15 protein-coding genes are annotated in these 17358 nt (G+C 64.7%); 6 read left to right on the forward strand and 9 right to left on the reverse strand.

All coding sequences use genetic code 11. The features are described from left to right. Positions 1–4: 4 nt before the first annotated feature. Positions 5–241 (reverse strand): hypothetical protein, encoded by a 237-nt coding sequence (locus R4P47_RS16975; protein ID WP_068050455.1) that lies wholly within the window; start codon positions 239–241, stop codon positions 5–7. 234 nt (positions 242–475) lie between these two features. On the opposite strand from R4P47_RS16975, the gene R4P47_RS16980 reads away from it, so the two are divergent. Both R4P47_RS16980 and R4P47_RS16985 read left to right on the forward strand, forming a co-directional pair. Beyond that, positions 476–1687: an acetyl-CoA C-acetyltransferase gene (locus R4P47_RS16980; RefSeq protein WP_317785261.1), complete on the forward strand. Its 1212-nt coding sequence runs from the start codon at positions 476–478 to the stop codon at positions 1685–1687. 9 nt (positions 1688–1696) lie between these two features. Further along, complete coding sequence (locus R4P47_RS16985) at positions 1697–3832, forward strand: 3-hydroxyacyl-CoA dehydrogenase NAD-binding domain-containing protein (protein WP_317785262.1); 2136 nt, start codon at positions 1697–1699, stop codon at positions 3830–3832. Between the two features lie 66 nt (positions 3833–3898). Here R4P47_RS16985 and R4P47_RS16990 read toward each other — a convergent pair whose 3' ends face one another. The 5 genes from R4P47_RS16990 to fadD5 form a co-directional block, all read right to left on the reverse strand. After that, positions 3899–4561, reverse strand: coding sequence for a GntR family transcriptional regulator (locus tag R4P47_RS16990; RefSeq protein WP_188078771.1), 663 nt, complete (start codon positions 4559–4561; stop codon positions 3899–3901). Between the two features lie 12 nt (positions 4562–4573). Next, positions 4574–5746: a cation:proton antiporter gene (locus R4P47_RS16995; RefSeq protein ID WP_149407265.1), complete on the reverse strand. Its 1173-nt coding sequence runs from the start codon at positions 5744–5746 to the stop codon at positions 4574–4576. Between the two features lie 20 nt (positions 5747–5766). Continuing rightward, positions 5767–6249, reverse strand: coding sequence for a cation:proton antiporter regulatory subunit (locus R4P47_RS17000; RefSeq protein ID WP_094638737.1), 483 nt, complete (start codon positions 6247–6249; stop codon positions 5767–5769). A 67-nt stretch (positions 6250–6316) separates the two neighbouring features. Continuing rightward, positions 6317–6631 (reverse strand): integration host factor, actinobacterial type, encoded by a 315-nt coding sequence (gene mihF, locus R4P47_RS17005; protein WP_008712632.1) that lies wholly within the window; start codon positions 6629–6631, stop codon positions 6317–6319. Between the two features lie 246 nt (positions 6632–6877). After that, complete coding sequence (gene fadD5, locus R4P47_RS17010; RefSeq protein ID WP_317785263.1) at positions 6878–8434, reverse strand: fatty-acid--CoA ligase FadD5; 1557 nt, start codon at positions 8432–8434, stop codon at positions 6878–6880. A gap of 188 nt (positions 8435–8622) precedes the next feature. Here fadD5 and R4P47_RS17015 point away from each other — a divergent pair, with 188 nt between their 5' ends. Beyond that, the gene (locus R4P47_RS17015; RefSeq protein ID WP_317785264.1) at positions 8623–9810 is read left to right on the forward strand and encodes a TetR/AcrR family transcriptional regulator; all 1188 of its coding nucleotides are present in this window, start codon (positions 8623–8625) and stop codon (positions 9808–9810) included. A gap of 12 nt (positions 9811–9822) precedes the next feature. Here the strand turns inward: R4P47_RS17015 and R4P47_RS17020 are convergent, their stop codons facing one another. Continuing rightward, positions 9823–10719: an oxygenase MpaB family protein gene (locus tag R4P47_RS17020; RefSeq protein ID WP_317785265.1), complete on the reverse strand. Its 897-nt coding sequence runs from the start codon at positions 10717–10719 to the stop codon at positions 9823–9825. 2 nt (positions 10720–10721) lie between these two features. After that, positions 10722–12239: an aldehyde dehydrogenase family protein gene (locus tag R4P47_RS17025; RefSeq protein WP_411567349.1), complete on the reverse strand. Its 1518-nt coding sequence runs from the start codon at positions 12237–12239 to the stop codon at positions 10722–10724. Positions 12240–12341: 102 nt separating this feature from the next. Here R4P47_RS17025 and R4P47_RS17030 point away from each other — a divergent pair, with 102 nt between their 5' ends. Genes R4P47_RS17030 through R4P47_RS17040 form a run of 3 tightly spaced genes read left to right on the forward strand, consistent with a single transcriptional unit; the run spans position 12342 to position 14974 of the window. After that, positions 12342–13517 (forward strand): acyl-CoA dehydrogenase family protein, encoded by a 1176-nt coding sequence (locus tag R4P47_RS17030; protein ID WP_317785267.1) that lies wholly within the window; start codon positions 12342–12344, stop codon positions 13515–13517. A gap of 6 nt (positions 13518–13523) precedes the next feature. Further along, the gene (locus tag R4P47_RS17035; RefSeq protein ID WP_411567346.1) at positions 13524–14159 is read left to right on the forward strand and encodes a GntR family transcriptional regulator; all 636 of its coding nucleotides are present in this window, start codon (positions 13524–13526) and stop codon (positions 14157–14159) included. Between the two features lie 29 nt (positions 14160–14188). After that, entirely contained in the window at positions 14189–14974 is a 786-nt protein-coding gene (locus R4P47_RS17040; RefSeq protein ID WP_411567350.1) for an oxygenase MpaB family protein, read from the forward strand. 8 nt (positions 14975–14982) lie between these two features. Here R4P47_RS17040 and R4P47_RS17045 read toward each other — a convergent pair whose 3' ends face one another. Beyond that, complete coding sequence (locus R4P47_RS17045; RefSeq protein WP_317785270.1) at positions 14983–17349, reverse strand: FdhF/YdeP family oxidoreductase; 2367 nt, start codon at positions 17347–17349, stop codon at positions 14983–14985. Positions 17350–17358: the final 9 nt, after the last annotated feature.

Genomic DNA, 17358 nt, shown 5'->3' on the forward strand with positions numbered 1-17358 from the left:
TGACTCAGCCGACGGTGAGATCCTCGTTGTCGGCGAACACCAGGCGGCCACTGTCGAGTGCCACGGCCCAACGCCGTGCCACCGCCCATTCCCTCGACGTGGTGTCGGGGGTCTGCACGCCGAAGTCCTCGACGATGGCTCCGGTCTCGTAGGCGTCCTGACCGGACTCGTCGTCGGTGCCGGTGGTGTGAATGCGTACTTTGACGCGGGCACCCACGGTCAGTTCGTTGTCGGTTTCCATGGAGGGTCTTCTTCCGCGCTCGGTAGATCTGATCTATCCGAGTGTCCCATGCCGACTTCGTTCAAACCTGAACTTCCGCGCCGGTCATGGAGAACGCTCGTTTCGGTCCTTATGTCGGATCGACCCGCGGCCCTACTGTGAAGTGAGCTGAGGTCTGTTGTGGCCTCGCATCGACGCGGTCGGCCAGCACGGCGACGGCGACGCCGATCGAGAATGTGGAAGGAACTGCGCGCTGTGACTACAGAGGCATTCATTTATGAAGCCATCAGGACTCCCCGAGGCAAAGGAAAGAACGGCTCCCTGCACTCGGTGAAGCCGATTTCCCTGGTGACCGGCCTGATCAACGAGCTTCGTCGACGTTTCCCCGACATGGACGAGAACCGGATCTCCGACCTCATCCTCGGAGTGGTCTCGCCCGTCGGAGACCAGGGTGCCGACATCGCCCGCACTGCCGTGCTCGCTGCGAAGATGCCCGACACCGTCGGCGGCTTCCAGCTCAACCGTTTCTGCGCGTCCGGCCTCGAAGCCGTCAACCTGGCCGCGCAGAAGGTGCGTTCGGGTTGGGACGAGCTCGTCGTCGCCGGTGGCGTCGAGTCGATGTCGCGTGTGCCGATGGGCAGTGACGGCGGCGCGTGGGCCATGGACCCCGCCACCAACTACGACACCTACTTCGCCCCGCAGGGCATCGGTGCCGACCTCATCGCCACCATCGAGGGCTTCACCCGTGAAGACGTCGACGCCTACGCCGCGCAGTCGCAGGAGCGTGCCGCGGCAGCGTGGTCGGGTGGATACTTCGCCAAGTCCGTCGTACCGGTCACCGACCAGAACGGTCTGCTGATCCTCGATCAGGACGAGCACATGCGTCCGGGCAGCACCGTCGAATCGCTCGGCAAGCTGAACCCGGCCTTCACCGGTATCGCTGCCATGGGCGGATTCGACGACGTCGCACTGCAGAAGTACCACTGGATCGAGAAGATCGAGCACGTCCACACCGGCGGTAACAGCTCCGGCATCGTCGATGGCGCAGCACTCGTCCTCGTCGGCAGCGAGCAGGCCGGCAAGGATCTGAACATGGTTCCGCGGGCGCGCATCGTCGCCACGGCCACCAGCGGTGCCGACACGACCATCATGCTCACCGGGCCGACCCCGGCGTCGAAGAAGGTTCTCGCTACCGCGGGGCTGACCGTCGACGACATCGATCTCTTCGAGCTCAACGAGGCGTTCGCGTCCGTGGTGCTGCGGTTCCAGAAGGATCTGAAGATTCCGAACGAGAAGCTCAACGTCAACGGCGGAGCCATCGCCATGGGCCACCCCTTGGGAGCTACCGGCGCGATGATCACCGGCACCGTGCTCGACGAGCTCGAGCGCCGCGGCGGTCGTTACGCGTTGATCACCCTGTGCATCGGCGGCGGCATGGGCGTTGCCACCATCATCGAGCGAGTCTGAGGTAAAGGCATGAGCAACAACATGATTCAGTGGGACCAGGACGCCGACGGCATCGTCACGCTGACAATGGACGACCCCAACCAGGGCGCCAACACGATGAACCAGCTGTACAAGGACTCGATGGGTGCCACCGTCGAACGCCTCGAGGCCGAGGTCGACTCCATCACCGGTGTCGTGATCACGTCCGCCAAGAAGACGTTCTTCGCCGGCGGCGATCTGCACACCCTCATCGCAGCCAAGCCCGAGGACGCCCAGCAGGTGTTCGACGAGGTTCAGGAAGTCAAGGGGCAGCTGCGTCGCATCGAGAAGCTCGGTAAGCCGGTCGTGTCCGCCATCAACGGCGCAGCACTCGGCGGCGGACTCGAGATCGCCCTCGCGACGCATCACCGCATCGCGGCCGATGTTTCCGGCGTCCAGATCGGTCTGCCCGAGGTCTCGCTCGGACTGCTTCCCGGCGGCGGCGGCGTTGCTCGCATCACGCGACTGCTCGGCATTCAGACCGGTTTCATGACCGTCCTCGCCCAGGGCACCCGGTTCCGTCCGGCGAAGGCTCTCGAGATCGGTCTGATTCACGAATTGGTCGGCAGCATCGACGAATTGGTGCCCGCCGCCAAGGCGTGGATCAAGGCCAACCCCGAGGGTGGCGTCGCACCGTGGGACGTCAAGGGCTACAAGATCCCCGGTGGAACGCCGTCGAACCCGAAGCTCGCGCAGATCCTGCCGGCATTCCCGTCCAACCTGCGCAAGCAGATCAAGGGTGCACCGATGCCGGCTCCGCGCGCGATTCTCGCTGCGGCAGTGGAGGGTGCGCAGGTCGATTTCGACAACGCGTGCACCATCGAGTCGCGGTACTTCACCGAGTTGGTCACCGGTCTGGTGTCCAAGAACATGATTCAGGCGTTCTTCTTCGACCTGCAGGCGATCAACGCCGGTAAGTCCCGCCCCGACGGCATCGAGAAGACCACGTTCACCAAGGTCGCGGTTCTCGGCGCAGGCATGATGGGCGCGGGTATCGCATACGTGTGCGCCAAAGCCGGAATCGACGTGGTGCTCAAGGACGTTGCCCTCGAATCGGCTCAGAAGGGCAAGGCCTACTCCGAGGCCATCGAGGCCAAGGCGCTCTCCCGTGGCAAGACCACCCAGGAGAAGTCCGACGCTCTGCTCGCCCGTATCCACCCGACGGCCGACGCCAAGGACGTCGAAGGCGCAGACCTCGTCATCGAGGCCGTCTTCGAGTCGGAAGAGTTGAAGCAGAAGGTGTTCCAGGAGATCGAGGACCTCGTCGATCCGACGGCGTTGCTCGGTTCCAACACCTCGACGCTGCCCATCACGAGCCTCGCTCAGGGCATCAAGCGTCAGGAAGACTTCATCGGAATCCACTTCTTCTCACCCGTGGACAAGATGCCGCTGGTGGAGATCATTCGCGGCGAGAAGACGTCGGATGCAGCCTTGGCCAAGGCATTCGACCTGGTGCAGATCATCAAGAAGACCCCGATCGTCGTCAACGACAGTCGCGGCTTCTTCACCTCTCGTGTCATCGGCACGTTCATCAACGAGGCCATCGCGATGCTGGGCGAGGGCGTCGAGCCGTCGACCATCGAGCAGGCAGGTCTGCAGGCCGGCTACCCGGCTGCGCCGCTGCAGCTCTCGGACGAGCTCACGCTCAACCTGATGCAGAAGATCCGCAAGGAGACCTACGACGCGCTCATCGCCGCGGGTCAGACTCCTCCCGAGGATCCGGCCGGTGCCGTCATCGACAAGATGGTCGACGAGTTCGAGCGTCCGTCGAAGGCCAAGGGCGCGGGCTTCTACGAGTACGAGGACGGCAAGCGCGCCGGACTGTGGCCCGGACTGCGTGATGCGTTCAAGTCGGGCTCGGCGGACATCCCGTTCGAGGACCTCAAGGAGCGCATGCTGTTCATCGAGGCCATCGAGACGCAGAAGTGCTTCGACGAGGGTGTCCTGAACACCACCGCCGACGCCAACATCGGCTCGATCTTCGGTATCGGATTCCCCGCCTGGACCGGAGGCGTGCACCAGTACGTCGTCGGCTACCCGGGTGGTCAGGCCGGATTCGTCACTCGTGCAGACGAATTGGCGAAGAAGTACGGCGATCGCTTCCAGGTTCCCGCCTCGCTGCGCTAGTGCCAAGGCAGTGGTGTGGTTATGTGCCGCCCGTGGCACCTAACCGCACCACTGCGCGTAGCGCACTCAACCGCGGTGCGCGATCAACCTCTCGGCGCCGTCTGTGAATTGTTGCTTCATCAATTCGCAGGCGGCGTCGATGTCGTTTCGAACGAGTGCCTCGATGAGGGCCTCGTGGTTGCGTACTGTCGCTCGGCCCCAGTCGCGGTCGGTGGCGTAGAGGCGGGTGGGTGTGTAGCGGGTGGCGTTGTTGAGAAACCACGCCAGTTTCGCGGATTCGGCGAGTCGGTTGAGGACTCGGTGGAACTCGAACTCGCAGTTCTCGACGTCCTCCGGCCGACCGTTCTCGACGGCGATCGACAGTGCGGCGGTGAGCTCGGCGAGCCGGTCGAGCTCGGCCTCGGTGATCTTCGGCGCGGCGCGGCGAACCAGCTCGGCGGCGATGTGGCCCTGAAGCCAGAAGATGTCGACGATGTCGCTCGGCGTCAGTGGTGAGACCTTGTATCCGCGATGCGGGACGAGTTCGACGATGCCCTCACCCCGCAGCGTCAGCAGTGCCTCGCGTACCGGAGTGACGCTCACCCCGAGTTCGGCGGCGGTCTCGTCGAGTCGGATGAAGTCGCCTGGGCTCACCTCGCCGGACATGACGAGGTGCCGGACGTGGTTGGCCACCTCCTCCGACAGCTGCGGCCGCCGGCGCAGAACCGATGCTCGACGCTTGTCCACCATTCCGAAAGCCAATCACACGGCGGGCTTCGTGCGAAGGAGGACCTTCGCGACCGGTTCGACGACTCGGGCCGCGATGGGCCCCAGGATGGCCATCAGCAGCACGTATGCCGTGGCCAGAGCAGCCAGCTCGCCCTCGACGGCACCCGCGGCCACGGCCAGCCCGGCGATGACGATGGAGAACTCGCCACGCGCCACCAATGCCGCACCGGCGCGCAGTCGGCCCGGTCGCCCTATCCCTTGCCGCCTGGCCGCCCACCAGCCCGTCGCGATCTTGGTCGCCGCGGTGGCGACCGCCAGGACGATAGCCCAGCCGAGCACCGGCGGGATGGTTGCCGGATCGGTGGCGAGACCGAACACCACGAAGAACATCGCCGCGAACAGATCTCGAAGAGGTTCGAGAACGCGGGTGGCGTTGGCGGCCGTCGAGCCGGAGATCGCGATACCGAGCAGGAATGCGCCGACGGCGGCCGAGACCTGCAGTTCCGACGCGATTCCGGCCACCAGCAGGGCAGCGCCGAGGACGTTGAGGAGCATGACCTCACGGTCCTTGCTGTCGAGCAGCGCAGAGACCGAGCTGCCGTAGCGCAGTGCGATGACCAGGACGATCGTGACCACCAGCAGGGAGATTCCGAGAGCTTCGAGCCCGCCGAGGAAACTGGCACCCATCAGAACGGTGGTGAGGATCGGCAGGTAGACGGCCATCGCGAGGTCCTCGAACACCAGGATGGAGAGCACGATGGGGGTTTCTCGGTTGCCGAGCCGGCCGAGGTCGGTGAGGACCTTGGCGATGATGCCCGAGGACGAGATGTAGGTGACACCGCCCATCACCAGCGCTCCGACGCCGCCCCAGCCGAGTATCAGTGCGACCACTGCGCCCGGGGTGAAGTTCAGGGCGATGTCGACCAGGCCCGCCAGCCAGGATCGGCGCAGTCCGGTGACGAGTTCGGTGGCGGTGTACTCGAGTCCGAGCAGAAGCAGCAGCAGGATGACGCCGATTTCGCTGGCGATCTCACTGAATTCGTCGATGCCGCCGAGGCTGACGATTCCGCCGTTGCCGAAGGCGAGACCGGCGAGAAGATAGAACGGAATGGGGGAGACCCCGAACTTGCCTGCCACGCGGGCGAGTAGGCCGAGGACGAAGAACACCGCTCCCAGTTCGGTCAGAGCGAGTGCAGTCTCGGCCACCGGGTCAGACCCGACGATTGTCAGGCATTGCCGAGGATCTTGGCAGCTGCGTCCAAACCGTCGGCGGTGCCGACGGCGACCAGCAGATCGCCGGAGACGAGGGTGAAGCCAGGAGTGGGCGACGGTTGTACTTGGCCCGCGCGCATCACTGCGACGATCGAGACGCCGGTCTTGGTGCGCATCCCGGTATCGCCGAGGGGGCGGCCGTCGAAACGCGAGCCCTTCCTGACGGGGAGCTGGCGGGTGTTGATGCCGGGGAGGTCGCGATGCTGTTCCCCGAGCTGAGCGATGAGTTGCGGCGACCCGAGCAGATTGCCCAGAGCCGCCGCTTCCTCATTGCTCAACGTGATGGATTCCTGCGTCGCATCGGGGTCGTCCTTGCGCGAGACGATCAACTCGTTCGCGCCGTCCTTGCGGGTGATGACGCCTATGCGACGCCCGGAAGCGAGGGCGAAATCCTTCCGCACCCCGATTCCCGGCAGCAGGGTCACTTCGACGTTCATGGTCGAAATGCTAGCCCTGCAGGCAACGCATTATCGCAGGATCGGGTGTGAGCCCGACCCATGTCGATCAGGATGCGACGGCAGCCAGGAGGGCTTCGCGCTGGTTTGCACCGAGGCCACCGATACGGCGGGTATCGGCGATGGACAGCTGCTCGAGCAGCTGTGCGGCGCGCACGGAACCAACACCCGGCAGGGCCTTGATCAGGGCGGACACCTTGGTCTTCTTGACGATCTCGTCGTTCTCCGCCTTGGCGAGAACGTCAGCGACGCTGAGTTCGCCGGACTTGACGGATGCGAGCAGCTTCGACCGCGCAGTGCGTGCCTCGGCCGCCTTGGCCAGCGCCGCGGTGCGCTGTTCCGGTGTCAATACTGGTAAAGCCATGGCCTGTTCTCCTCGATTGTGGTGACCCGTCGCTCGTTGACAGGTCTCGACCCTCTTGCATCGTGCCTGGTGGCTCTCCCAATCTAACCGAACAACACGACTGTCATTCCGGTCGAGCCACCGAACCTTCCCAGCCAGGCTACGTCCTATCCGATTCGGGGTGTGCCCCGACCAGCACTTCGGCCCCGTGTCGGCTCACGAAGGGCGTCGTGTATCGGGCATGTTCGACGCCTCCCTGCCCGCCTTTCAGGCAGGTGCCGGCGAGTAGGTCTTCCGGAGTGCGACCTTGACCACCTTGCCGCTCGCGTTGCGTGGGAGGGCGTCGACGACGACCAGATCCTTGGGGTGTTTGAACCGCGCGAGATGGTCGCCGAGCCACACCAGAAGCTCGTCGAGTGTCAGGTCCGGGGTGCCGGGCGAATCGTGCAGTGCGACCACCGCGACGGGCACCTCACCCCATCTGTCGTCGGGGCGGCCGATCACCGCGGCCTCGAGGATTCGGGGGTGGGAGAACAGGACGTTCTCGACTTCGGCGCAGTAGATGTTCTCGCCGCCGGAGATGATCATGTCCTTCTTGCGGTCGACGACGAACACGAAGCCTTCCTCGTCCTGGCGTACGAGGTCGCCGGAGTGGAACCAGCCGCCGTGGAATGCGTCCGCCGTCGCGTCCGGGTTCTCCCAGTACCCCTGCATCAATGTGGGCCCTCGATAGACGATTTCGCCGATCTCGCCCTGCGCCACGTCGTTCATCTCGTCGTCGACGACGCGCGCGGCGATGGTCGGAATGACGCGTCCGACGGAGCCGAGTTTGCGCAGTGCGTCGACGCCGTCGAGCACGCAGGTGATGGGCGACATCTCCGTCTGCCCGAAGACCGCGACGTTCAGCGCTCCCGGGAACGTTGTCGACATCGCGCGCAGGACGGTGTCGGAGGCCGGGGCGGCACCCCAGGAAATGACCCGCAGGGCAAGTTCTCTCGGGTTGGCGGCCTGCTCGGCGCACATCGCCTGCCATTGCACGGGGACGAGGAAGAGATTGGTGACACCCTCGGCGGCGAGTACGTCGAGCAGGGTGCCCGGATCGAACGCACCGACCGGGTGGACGACGGTGGGAATGCCGAGTAGCAGGCTGGGTGCGAGACTGCCGAGTGCGGCGATGTGGAACATCGGTGAGGCGCAGAAACCGACCTCGTCGGTGGCGCTCATCTGCAGTGCCCGGATGCAGGTGAAGGCCTGGGCCTGCATGTTCGCGTGCGTGAGGACCGCGCCCTTGGGTCTTCCGGTGGTACCCGAGGTGTACATGATCAAGGCCGGGCCGTCGTCCGGAACGTCGACGGTGTCCGCCGGCTCAGCCGCGGACAGCAGCGCCTCGTAGTCGTCCCCGACGGTGATGATTCCGTTCAGTGACTCACTCTGCGCCACAACTGCTTCGGCGAGCGGAGCGAGCGTGTCGTCGGTGATCACCAGGGTGGAGCCACTGTTCTGCGCGAGAAAGGCCACCTCGGGCGGAGTCATCCGGAAGTTCACCGGCACTGCCAGAGCCCCGAGCGCGTTGATTGCCAGCACCGCCTCGAGGTACTCGGGTCGGTTGAGCATCACGATCAACACCCGGTCACCGAACCCGATTCCGCGGCTCTGCAGGACGCCTGCACATCTCGACACGCGGTCGTCGAGTTCGCGCCACGAGATCGATCGCCCCTGGAACCGGAGCGCCACGGCGTCGGGCTGCATGAGGGCGTGCCGTCGAACGTGGTTGTTCCAGTTGTTTCGGTTGGACAACCCGGGTTCGTTCGGGTGAGCGGCCATCGCCGGTTCCTCTCGTCAGCGGTAAGAGCAGGGGGTCGAATGTGATGCAGCCTACAGATCGGGCGCTGCTTTGTCCGGAGCTTCGCCGACTGCATTTCTGCAGCTCAGCCCGCCAATAAGTTTGCGGTCATTCGCATCGATGCCGCTACTATGGGGAATCGAGACGACCGGCGGTGCAAGGGCAGGCGATGAACGAGACAGGTACGACGGCGCAGCGGCGTCGGCCACGGAATCGAAAGGCGCAGATTCTGGTGGCCGCGGCCGAGGCCTTCAGCGAGCGCGGCTATCACCCCGTCGGAATCGAGGACATCGCCGCCACCGTCGGCATTTCCGGGCCCGCGCTGTACCGGCACTTTCCCACCAAGTACGCCCTGTTCGTCCACACCGTCATGCGGATGACCGACTCGTTGGTCGCGGCAACCGATCCGGCCGTCATCGATGTGGAGGATCCGCAGGCTCGGATCGACGCGGTCATCGGTGCCATCATCGCCACCACCCTCGACAATCGGCGCACCGGTGGGTTGTATCGATGGGAGGGGCGATATCTCGTCGGTTCGGACCGTGAGTACTTACGCCGAGCGCTGCGAACGGTGCACGAGCGGGTGACGGTCCCGCTGCGACAGCTTCGCCCCGATCTGTCCGAATCCGATGCAGCGCTGCTGGCCACCGCGGCAATCAGTGTGGTCGCCAGCATCACCGCGCATCGATCGGCGTTGTCGGCCAAGCAGATCGAGGAGTCGATGCTCGCGGCCGCACGGTCGGTTCTGTGGACCGAACTTCCGCAGCAGGGCAGCGCATCTCCTCACCGCGAATCCGTGCTCGAGCATGCATCGAAACGCGAAGAGCTGCTGCATCATTCGATCAGGCTGTTCTACCTGCACGGCTACCACGAGGTGGGCCTGGACGACATCGGCGCAGCGGCGTCGATCACTGCCTCCAGTGTGTACCGCTATTTCCCCAGCAAGGCCGAACTGCTCGAGGCTGCGTTGCACCGTGCCAACGACCAGCTCACCGACACCCTCGCCGGTGCGCTCGAGCAATCGCGCTCCCCGGTCGACGCGGTGCGGACGTTCGCCAGGCTGTACACCGAATTGACCTTTAGGCAGGGCGAACTCGTGGCCGTGTACTTCGCCGAGATCGGAAATCTACCGGCCGATCGGCGGACGACGCTGCGCAGAATTCAGCGCCACAACATCGACGGCTGGGCGCAACTACTGCGGGAAGCACGGCCGAACACCAGCGTGGTGGTCTCGAAATTTCTGATCCACGCCGCTCTCGGGTTGGTCTTCGACGTCGGCCGCACGGTGCGGTTCGAGCGCTCCGACCGAACCATGGCCCGGGTGCAGCAGACGATGACCGCGGTACTGCTGGGGTGATCGCCGCCGGACTCAGGCAGGCGTGGCCACGGCGGTGTACGGGCACGTACCAGCTCCGAGATCCCGAGGGCGGTAGCCGACGGGATAACCGGGGTAGGTCTTGTTCGACGCGTCGGCGGTGGCCCGCGATTGCGTCCGCTTGGGCAGGAACCGCTCCACGCTCGCTCGGGCACGCAGAGCCCGTACGGCGGCCCGCTCGATCGTCGCCGAGCCGGACGGGAAGCCGAAGGCACCCGCCATCCGGTCGTCCAGCAATGCGAAGACTGCCTGTTTCACGGCGGGGGTGAACGCGGCGGGGTACCACGAGCAGTACAGCTCGAGGGTGTACGTGCCGATCCGTCGGTTGTCCTCGCTGAAGCGGAACGTGCGCTCCTCGTAGTCGAGCTTGAACTGCGCGAACTCGGAGTACGAGGAGGGAATGTTCTTGATCCCCATCCGTTTTCCCACTTCGCAGTAGAAGTGGAACGTTGCGAGTCGCTCCTTCGGATGCAGGCGACGCCATCCGTAGGTGTCGATCCACTCGATCGGCTCGTAGATGAACGTCGTCAACACGTAGAGCATGTCGTCGTTCGAGATGTCGAACTGCCCGTGCATCCGGTTGACCATCCGAAGCGATTCGCGCCCCCGCTCGGAGTCGTACCCGTGCTCGAGCAATTCGGCCATCAGCAGCGCGGTGTCGTCGTAGCGCTTCTGCGGCCTGTTCTCGAATTCGCCGGTCCTGACCAACAGAGCCGAGATGGTCGGCACGCAGTAGGTACGGAACAACGCGAATTCGAGTGCACGCTGGTAGTCCCACGGAAACTCGTAGCCGGCGGTGATGCGGTGGATCGTGTGGCAATCCCGCACCGGGTCGAGTTCCTCGATGCGGCGGAGCCAGCCGAAGCGCCCCTTCTTCGGCCTGATGTCCATGTTCAGCCCCGTCCGTGACGAAGCTTCAGCGCCAGCACGGACAGCTTCATGTTTCGCGCTTTGCGCTTCATCGTCAGCAGATTGACCGGAGCTGCAAAACTCTGCACGGTCAACGATTTCACGGTGCTGAATTCACGGAGGCCGTCGGCACCGTGGATGCGGCCGAATCCCGAGTCGCCCGTGCCGCCGAACGGCAGCGCCGGAACACCGGCGAAGCCGAGCACCGAATTGACCGTCACGACACCGCAATCGAGCTTCTCGGCGGCGCGTCTGCCCACCGCTCCGTCCTGGGTGAACACCGATGCGCCGAGTCCGTACTTGGACGCGTTGGCGCGTTCGATGGCCTCGTCCAGATCGCGCACCTTGTTGACCACCACGGTCGGACCGAAGGTCTCCTCGGTGATCGCAGTCGAATCCTCGGGTACGTCGGTGAGAACCACCGGGTCGATGTACGGACCGTGCAACGAGTCGAGTCCGCCGACGACCGCCTTGCCGCCCTTGGCCAGAGCGTCCTCGATCTGGCCGCGCACGATGTCGCTCTGCTTGCCCAGCGTCATCGGACCGTAGGACGAGGTCTTCGTTCCGCCGGGCTTCAGCGCCTTCACCGCGGCGGTGAACTCGCCGACGAAGCGGTCGTACACCGGAGCCGCGACGTAGATGCGTTCGACGCCCGCGCAGGTCTGGCCTGCGTTGCCCATCGCACCGAACGTCGCGAATTCCACTGCGGCAGTGATGTCCGCGTCTGCGTCGACGAGCATCGCGTCCTTGCCGCCGCACTCGGCGACGAGTGGGGTCAGCGACTTCGCGCAGGTGGCCATGACCTTCTTGGCCGTGGCGGTGGAGCCGGTGAACGCGATCTTGTCGACACCGGATTCGACGAGGGTGGTGCCGGTGGATCCGTCGCCGGTGATCGTCTGGAACACCGGGTGCGGAGCGGCAAGCGACTGCCACTTCTCGGCCAACCAGGTCCCGACGCCAGGCGTCAGTTCGCTCGGTTTGAACACGACGGTGTTGCCTGCCGCGAGGGCGTACGCGATCGAACCCATCGGTGTGTAGAGCGGGTAGTTCCAGGGGCCGATCACTCCGACGACACCGAACGGGCGGTACCCGACGTAGGCCTTCTGATTCACCGCGAGCAGGCCCGATCCGACCTTGCGCTGCCGCAGGATCTTCTCGGCGTTGCGGGCCGCCCAGTCGAGGTGTTCGACGCCGAGCATGACCTCGAGCAGAGAGTCCTCGTCCGGCTTGCCGGTTTCGGCGGCGATGACGGTAGCGAGGCTTGCGGCGTCCTTGGCGATGGCGGACTTGAATTCGAGCAACCACCGTTTGCGTCCGACGAAGCCCTGTACGTCCCACCAGCGCGCGGCCGACCGGGCGCGAGCGACGGCGACGTCGACCTCTGCGGTGCCCGCGATCGGATACGTGGCGAGTGCGACACCTGTTCTGGGGTCGAGGCTTTCGAAGGTGCTCTCGTTCGTTCGTTCGATCTGGTCCGTCACGGGCTCTATCCTCCAGCAGATCGCATCACATATATTTGATGTGATTCAATGTTGTCCAGGACACACTATGCGTCCGATTCGGTTGCTACAACCCCCGCCGCCTCGATGTGCAGGAGCCGATTCATGAGTATCGATCTCACCCAGGAACAGGCCGCGTTCGCCCAGGCTGTCGCGTCCTTCTGCGCCAAGGAAGCCGGTACCCGCGCCCAGCGGGACGCGCTCACCGAGCACGGGAAGCACACCCACAATCAGGCGCTCTACGACAAGATGGCCGAGCTGGGGTGGTTGGGTGCAATCATTTCCGAGGAGCACGGTGGGGCGGGCGGCAGCACCGTCGACCTGTGCATTCTGCTCGAAGAATCTGCCAAGGCCATGGCTCCCATCGGCGGCATCGGACCCACCCTGATCACCGGCGCGGCCTACGAGAAATTCGGCACACCCACACAGAAGGAGACCGTTCTCGGCGGCATCGTCGCCGGGCGGAGCTATTCGATCTCGATGTCCGAGCCCGAGGCAGGCTCGGACGTCGGCAACCTCAGCTGCCGCGCCGAGAAGACCGACACCGGCTGGCTGATCAACGGCCAGAAGACCTGGTGTTCCAACGCGCACTTCGCCGATCGGATCCTGCTCGTTGCCCGCACCGGCAGGAGCGGAGCCGGCGGAGCGACCCAGGGAGGCAGGGAGGGTGGGAAGCACGAAGGCCTGACGATGTTCGACGTTCCGGCCGATGTCGAGGGCCTGAACATCGTCGGCATCGACACGATGGGCGGCAAGGAAGTCAACGATTTGTACTTCACCGACTGCGCGCTGCCCGAGGACGCGGTGGTCGGGGTGGAAGGGCAGGGGTGGTCTCAGCTGATGACCGGTCTGAACATCGAGCGCCTCATTCTCGCGGCGATGATGCTCGGTACGGCGCAACGAGCATTCGACGACACACTCGACTTCATCACCCAGCGAAAGCAATTCGGACGGCCCGTCGGAACGTTCCAGGCACTGCGGCATCGCATCGCCGATCTGGCCACCGAGATCGAGTGCGGACGACTGCTGGTCTACCACGTGGCTCGGTTGGTCGACGAGAACCCGACGAAACTCTTCCCGCGCGAGGCATCGATGGCCAAGCTCAAGCTCACCGAGACCGCCAAGAAGGTGGCGCTCGAAGGCATGCAGATGATGGGTGGCTACGGCTACGCCACCGAGTTCGACATGGAAAAGCATGTCCGGACGACTCTCGTGTCCTCGATCTACGGCGGTACCAACGAGATTCAGCGCGACATCATCGGCAAGACGTACGGGCTGTAGGTCATCGTGTTGCGTCGTCGACCACAGCTCGCGGAGGATGTCGCCGCCAGTATTCGCCAGCAGATCGTCACGGGTGCGCTCGAGCCAGGGGCATTCGTGCGAATCGACGAGACGGCGGCGGAGTTGGGCGTCAGTGCCACTCCGGTGCGCGAAGCACTCGTTTCGCTGCGCGGGGAAGGGCTCGTCGAGCAGGTGCCTCGACGCGGCTACCGCGTCGGTGAGCTCTCGCGCCAGGATGTGGACGACATCTTCTGGCTGCAGGGGACCATCGCCGGCACACTCGCCGGTCGGGCCGCTCGCAGCATCACAACCGAGTATCTGGATCGGCTGACCGCACTCAACGACGGTCTCCGTGACGCCGTGGCCCGCTCGGATACCGAATCGGTTGAGTACTACGAGTTCGAGTTCCACCGATTCGTGAACAAGATCGCAGGCGGAACCAAGTTGGCGTGGTTCCTCCTCGGTGCGGTCAGATACACGCCGCGGTTGTACGCGACCGACAAGCGATGGGGTGAAGATGCAGTGCGCAGTCACGAAGAACTGATCGAGGCCTTTGCGCGACGCGATGTCGAGGCCGCCGACGACGTGATGCGTCGACAGTTCCGGCAGTGGGACATCGGCGCGGAATCGACGCCGTCGTGACCGGCGATCCGGATTTTCTGCGCAAGTCCATGACCGGGCTGGGGCTGCTCGCCGGCTCGGCGAACGTCATCATGCAACTGGGGCACCCGGCCGTCGGGTACGGAGTGTTCGAGAGCCGGGTCGAATCCGGACAGATCAACCGGCACCCGATCAAGCGCACCCGAACCACGTTGTCCTATCTCGCCGTCGCGGGTATGGGCGATGACAAGACCAAGGCCGCATACCGCAAGGCGACCAACCGATCTCATGCAGCCGTGAAGTCGACGCCGGACAGTCCGGTGAAGTACAGCGCCTTCGATCCCACCCTGCAGCTGTGGGTGGCGGCGTGCCTCTACCGAGGTCTCGAGGATGTGTACGTCGCCTTGTACGGGCCACCCGATCCGGACACCGTGGACGAGATGTACCAGGCATGCCACGTACTGGGCTCGACGCTTCAGATGCCACCCGAGATGTGGCCCGCAGATCGAGCAGCGTTCGAGAAGTACTGGGACGCAGCGCTCGACGACATTCACATCGACCCGACGATTCGGCGCTACCTGCACGGCATCGCCTCGGCCACGTTCACCAAGCCGGCTGTACTGCATCCGCTGATCGGGCCGTTCTTCCGCTTCGTGACGACCGGATTCTTACCCCAGCGATTCCGGGACGAGATGGAATTGGCCTGGGACCCGGTCAAGCAGAGACGGTTTGCGCTGTTGCTGCGCAGCGCGTCCCTGCTGAACCGGATATCGCCGCCCGTCGTGCGCGCATTTCCGTTCAACATCCTGCTCCGCGATGTCGAGCGTCGGATGCGCTCGGGGCGAGCACTGGTCTAGTACGAGCCTCAGCTCAGATGATGCGGCTGCGGGTGCGACTTGTGCCCCTCGTCCGATCCCTCGTTGTCCTGATGACCGTTCGCCGTACCCTGCACGCCTGTTCCCGCCGGAACCATCGCGATGATGACCGACTTCGAGGTGGGGGTGTTGCTGTGCAGCGCAGTCGAATCCAGCGGGATCAACGGATTGGTCTCGGGATAGTACGCAGCGGCCGACCCACGCGGGGTGTCGTACTCGACGATGCGGAACGACGGCGCGCACCGATCCACGTCGTCGTCGTCCCACTTGGTGACGAGGTCGACCATGTCGCCGTCGCGGAAGCCGAGCGCCGAAATGTCCTCTCGGTGCACGAAGACGACGCGTCGGCCGTTCTCGATGCCGCGGTAACGGTCGCTGAGTCCGTAGATGGTGGTGTTGAACTGATCGTGGCTACGCAGCGTCTGCAGGATCAGATGGCCCGGCGGAACCTGCAGCACATCGATCGGTGAGACCGCGAATTCGCCCAGGCCGCTCTTGGTTTCGAACGTCCGGCTGTCGCGCGGCGGATGCGGAAGCACGAAGCCGCCGGGGCGTCGAACATTGACCTCGTAACCCTCGCAACCGGCGACGACGCGGGAGATGTGCTTGCGGATGTTGCGGTAGTCGTCGCGGAAACCCTTCCAGTCGAGACCGTATCGGTTGCCGAGTGTCGCCTCGGCGATGCCGCTGACGATCGCGACCTCGGAACGAAGGAACTCGCTCGCGGGCTTCAACGGTCCGCGCGAGGAATGCACCGAGCACGTGGAGTCCTCGACCGAGATCCATTGCTCACCACTGGCTTGCACGTCCTTCTCGGTGCGTCCCAGAGTCGGCAGGATGATCGACGTCTCGCCGCAGACGAGGTGCGAGCGGTTGATCTTGGTGGAGATCTGCACCGTCATCCGCATCTTGCGCAGTGCCTCGAAGGTGACGTCACTGTCCGGAGTCGCCTGGACGAAGTTGCCGCCGAGGCCGAGGAAGAAGTGCGCCTTACCGTCGCGCATGGCCCGGATGGAATCGACGGTGTCCAAGCCGTGCTCGCGCGGCGGCTCGAAGTCGAATTCCGCAGCCATGGCGTCGAGGAAGGCCACCGGCGGACGCTCCCAGATGCCCATCGTCCGGTCGCCCTGCACGTTCGAGTGGCCGCGCACGGGGAGCAGCCCTGCACCTGCCCGGCCGATATTTCCCTGTGCGAACGCGAGATTGGTGACCTCCTTGATGGTCGCGACGGCATTGCGGTGCTGCGTCAGACCCATGGCCCAGCAGAACACGGTGGCCTTGGAGTCGCGCAACATCTCGGCTGCCTCGGTGATCTGTGCTACCGACAGTCCGGTCACCTCGGTGACGAGATCCCAGTCGACCTCGGCGACGTGCGACTTCCATGCGTCGAAGCCGACGGTGTAGTTGTCGAGGAACTCGTGATCGAGTGCATCCCACTTCACCAGCAACGAGCCGATGGCCTGGAAGAGTGCGAGGTCGCCGTTGATCTTGATCGACAGGTGCAGATCCGACAGGTCCGTTCCCGGGCCCACCATGCCCCGCGGGGTCTGCGGGTTCTTGAAGTTCAGCAGACCCGCTTCGCGAAGTGGGTTGATGGACAGAATCTTTGCGCCGTTCTGCTTGGCCATCTCGAGGGCCGAGAGCATGCGGGGGTGATTGGTTCCGGGATTCTGACCGGCGAGGATGATCAGTTCGGCATTGTGGACGTCGTCGAGCGTGACGCTGGCCTTGCCGATGCCGATCGATTCCTGCAGCGCGATGGACGTCGACTCGTGACACATGTTGGAACAGTCGGGCATGTTGTTCGTGCCGAACGCCCGGGCGAAGAGCTGATAGGTGAATGCGGACTCGTTCGAGGCGCGACCCGAGGTGTAGAAGATGGCCTCATCGGGACTCGCGAGGGACTTCAGCTCATCGCCGATCAGGCGGAATGCGTCGTCCCACTCAATGGGCTCGTAATGGCTGCCGCCGGGCAGCTTGATCATCGGGTGCGTGATCCGGCCCTGCTGGCCCAGCCAGTGTTCGGTGTGGCTGTCGAGTTCGGCAATGCTGTGCTGCGCGAAGAACTCCGGCGTCGCCCGCGTCGTCGTCGCTTCCTCGGCAACGGCCTTCGCGCCGTTCTCGCAGAATTCCGCTGCGTGCCGGTGGCCCGGATCGGGGTCGGGCCACGCGCAGCTCATGCAGTCGAAACCCTCGGCCTGGTTGAGCTTGAGCAGCGTCTGCGCGGTGCGCTTCGGGCCCATGTGCCCGAGCGCTCGCTTCATCGACACTGCGACGGCGACGGGGCCTGCCGCGTGGGTCTTCGGCTTTTCGATGTCGAGCTCGGCCTCGTCGACGTCGCTGTCGGTGCGTCTCATGCGGGTCCC

The organism is Rhodococcus sp. IEGM 1370 (assembly GCF_033142325.1).
Taxonomy (GTDB): domain Bacteria; phylum Actinomycetota; class Actinomycetes; order Mycobacteriales; family Mycobacteriaceae; genus Rhodococcoides.

Bases quoted from the DNA above. Each gene is read 5' to 3' on its own strand.
- R4P47_RS16975 (WP_068050455.1), bottom strand. From the start codon at position 241: ATGGAAACCGACAACGAACTGACCGTGGGTGCCCGCGTCAAAGTACGC.
- R4P47_RS16985 (WP_317785262.1), top strand. From the start codon at position 1,697: ATGAGCAACAACATGATTCAGTGGGACCAGGACGCCGACGGCATCGTC.
- R4P47_RS16990 (WP_188078771.1), bottom strand. From the start codon at position 4,561: ATGGTGGACAAGCGTCGAGCATCGGTTCTGCGCCGGCGGCCGCAGCTG.
- R4P47_RS17000 (WP_094638737.1), bottom strand. From the start codon at position 6,249: ATGAACGTCGAAGTGACCCTGCTGCCGGGAATCGGGGTGCGGAAGGAT.
- mihF (WP_008712632.1), bottom strand. From the start codon at position 6,631: ATGGCTTTACCAGTATTGACACCGGAACAGCGCACCGCGGCGCTGGCC.
- fadD5 (WP_317785263.1), bottom strand. From the start codon at position 8,434: ATGGCCGCTCACCCGAACGAACCCGGGTTGTCCAACCGAAACAACTGG.
- R4P47_RS17015 (WP_317785264.1), top strand. From the start codon at position 8,623: ATGAACGAGACAGGTACGACGGCGCAGCGGCGTCGGCCACGGAATCGA.
- R4P47_RS17020 (WP_317785265.1), bottom strand. From the start codon at position 10,719: ATGGACATCAGGCCGAAGAAGGGGCGCTTCGGCTGGCTCCGCCGCATC.
- R4P47_RS17030 (WP_317785267.1), top strand. From the start codon at position 12,342: ATGAGTATCGATCTCACCCAGGAACAGGCCGCGTTCGCCCAGGCTGTC.
- R4P47_RS17040 (WP_411567350.1), top strand. From the start codon at position 14,189: ATGACCGGGCTGGGGCTGCTCGCCGGCTCGGCGAACGTCATCATGCAA.
- R4P47_RS17045 (WP_317785270.1), bottom strand. From the start codon at position 17,349: ATGAGACGCACCGACAGCGACGTCGACGAGGCCGAGCTCGACATCGAA.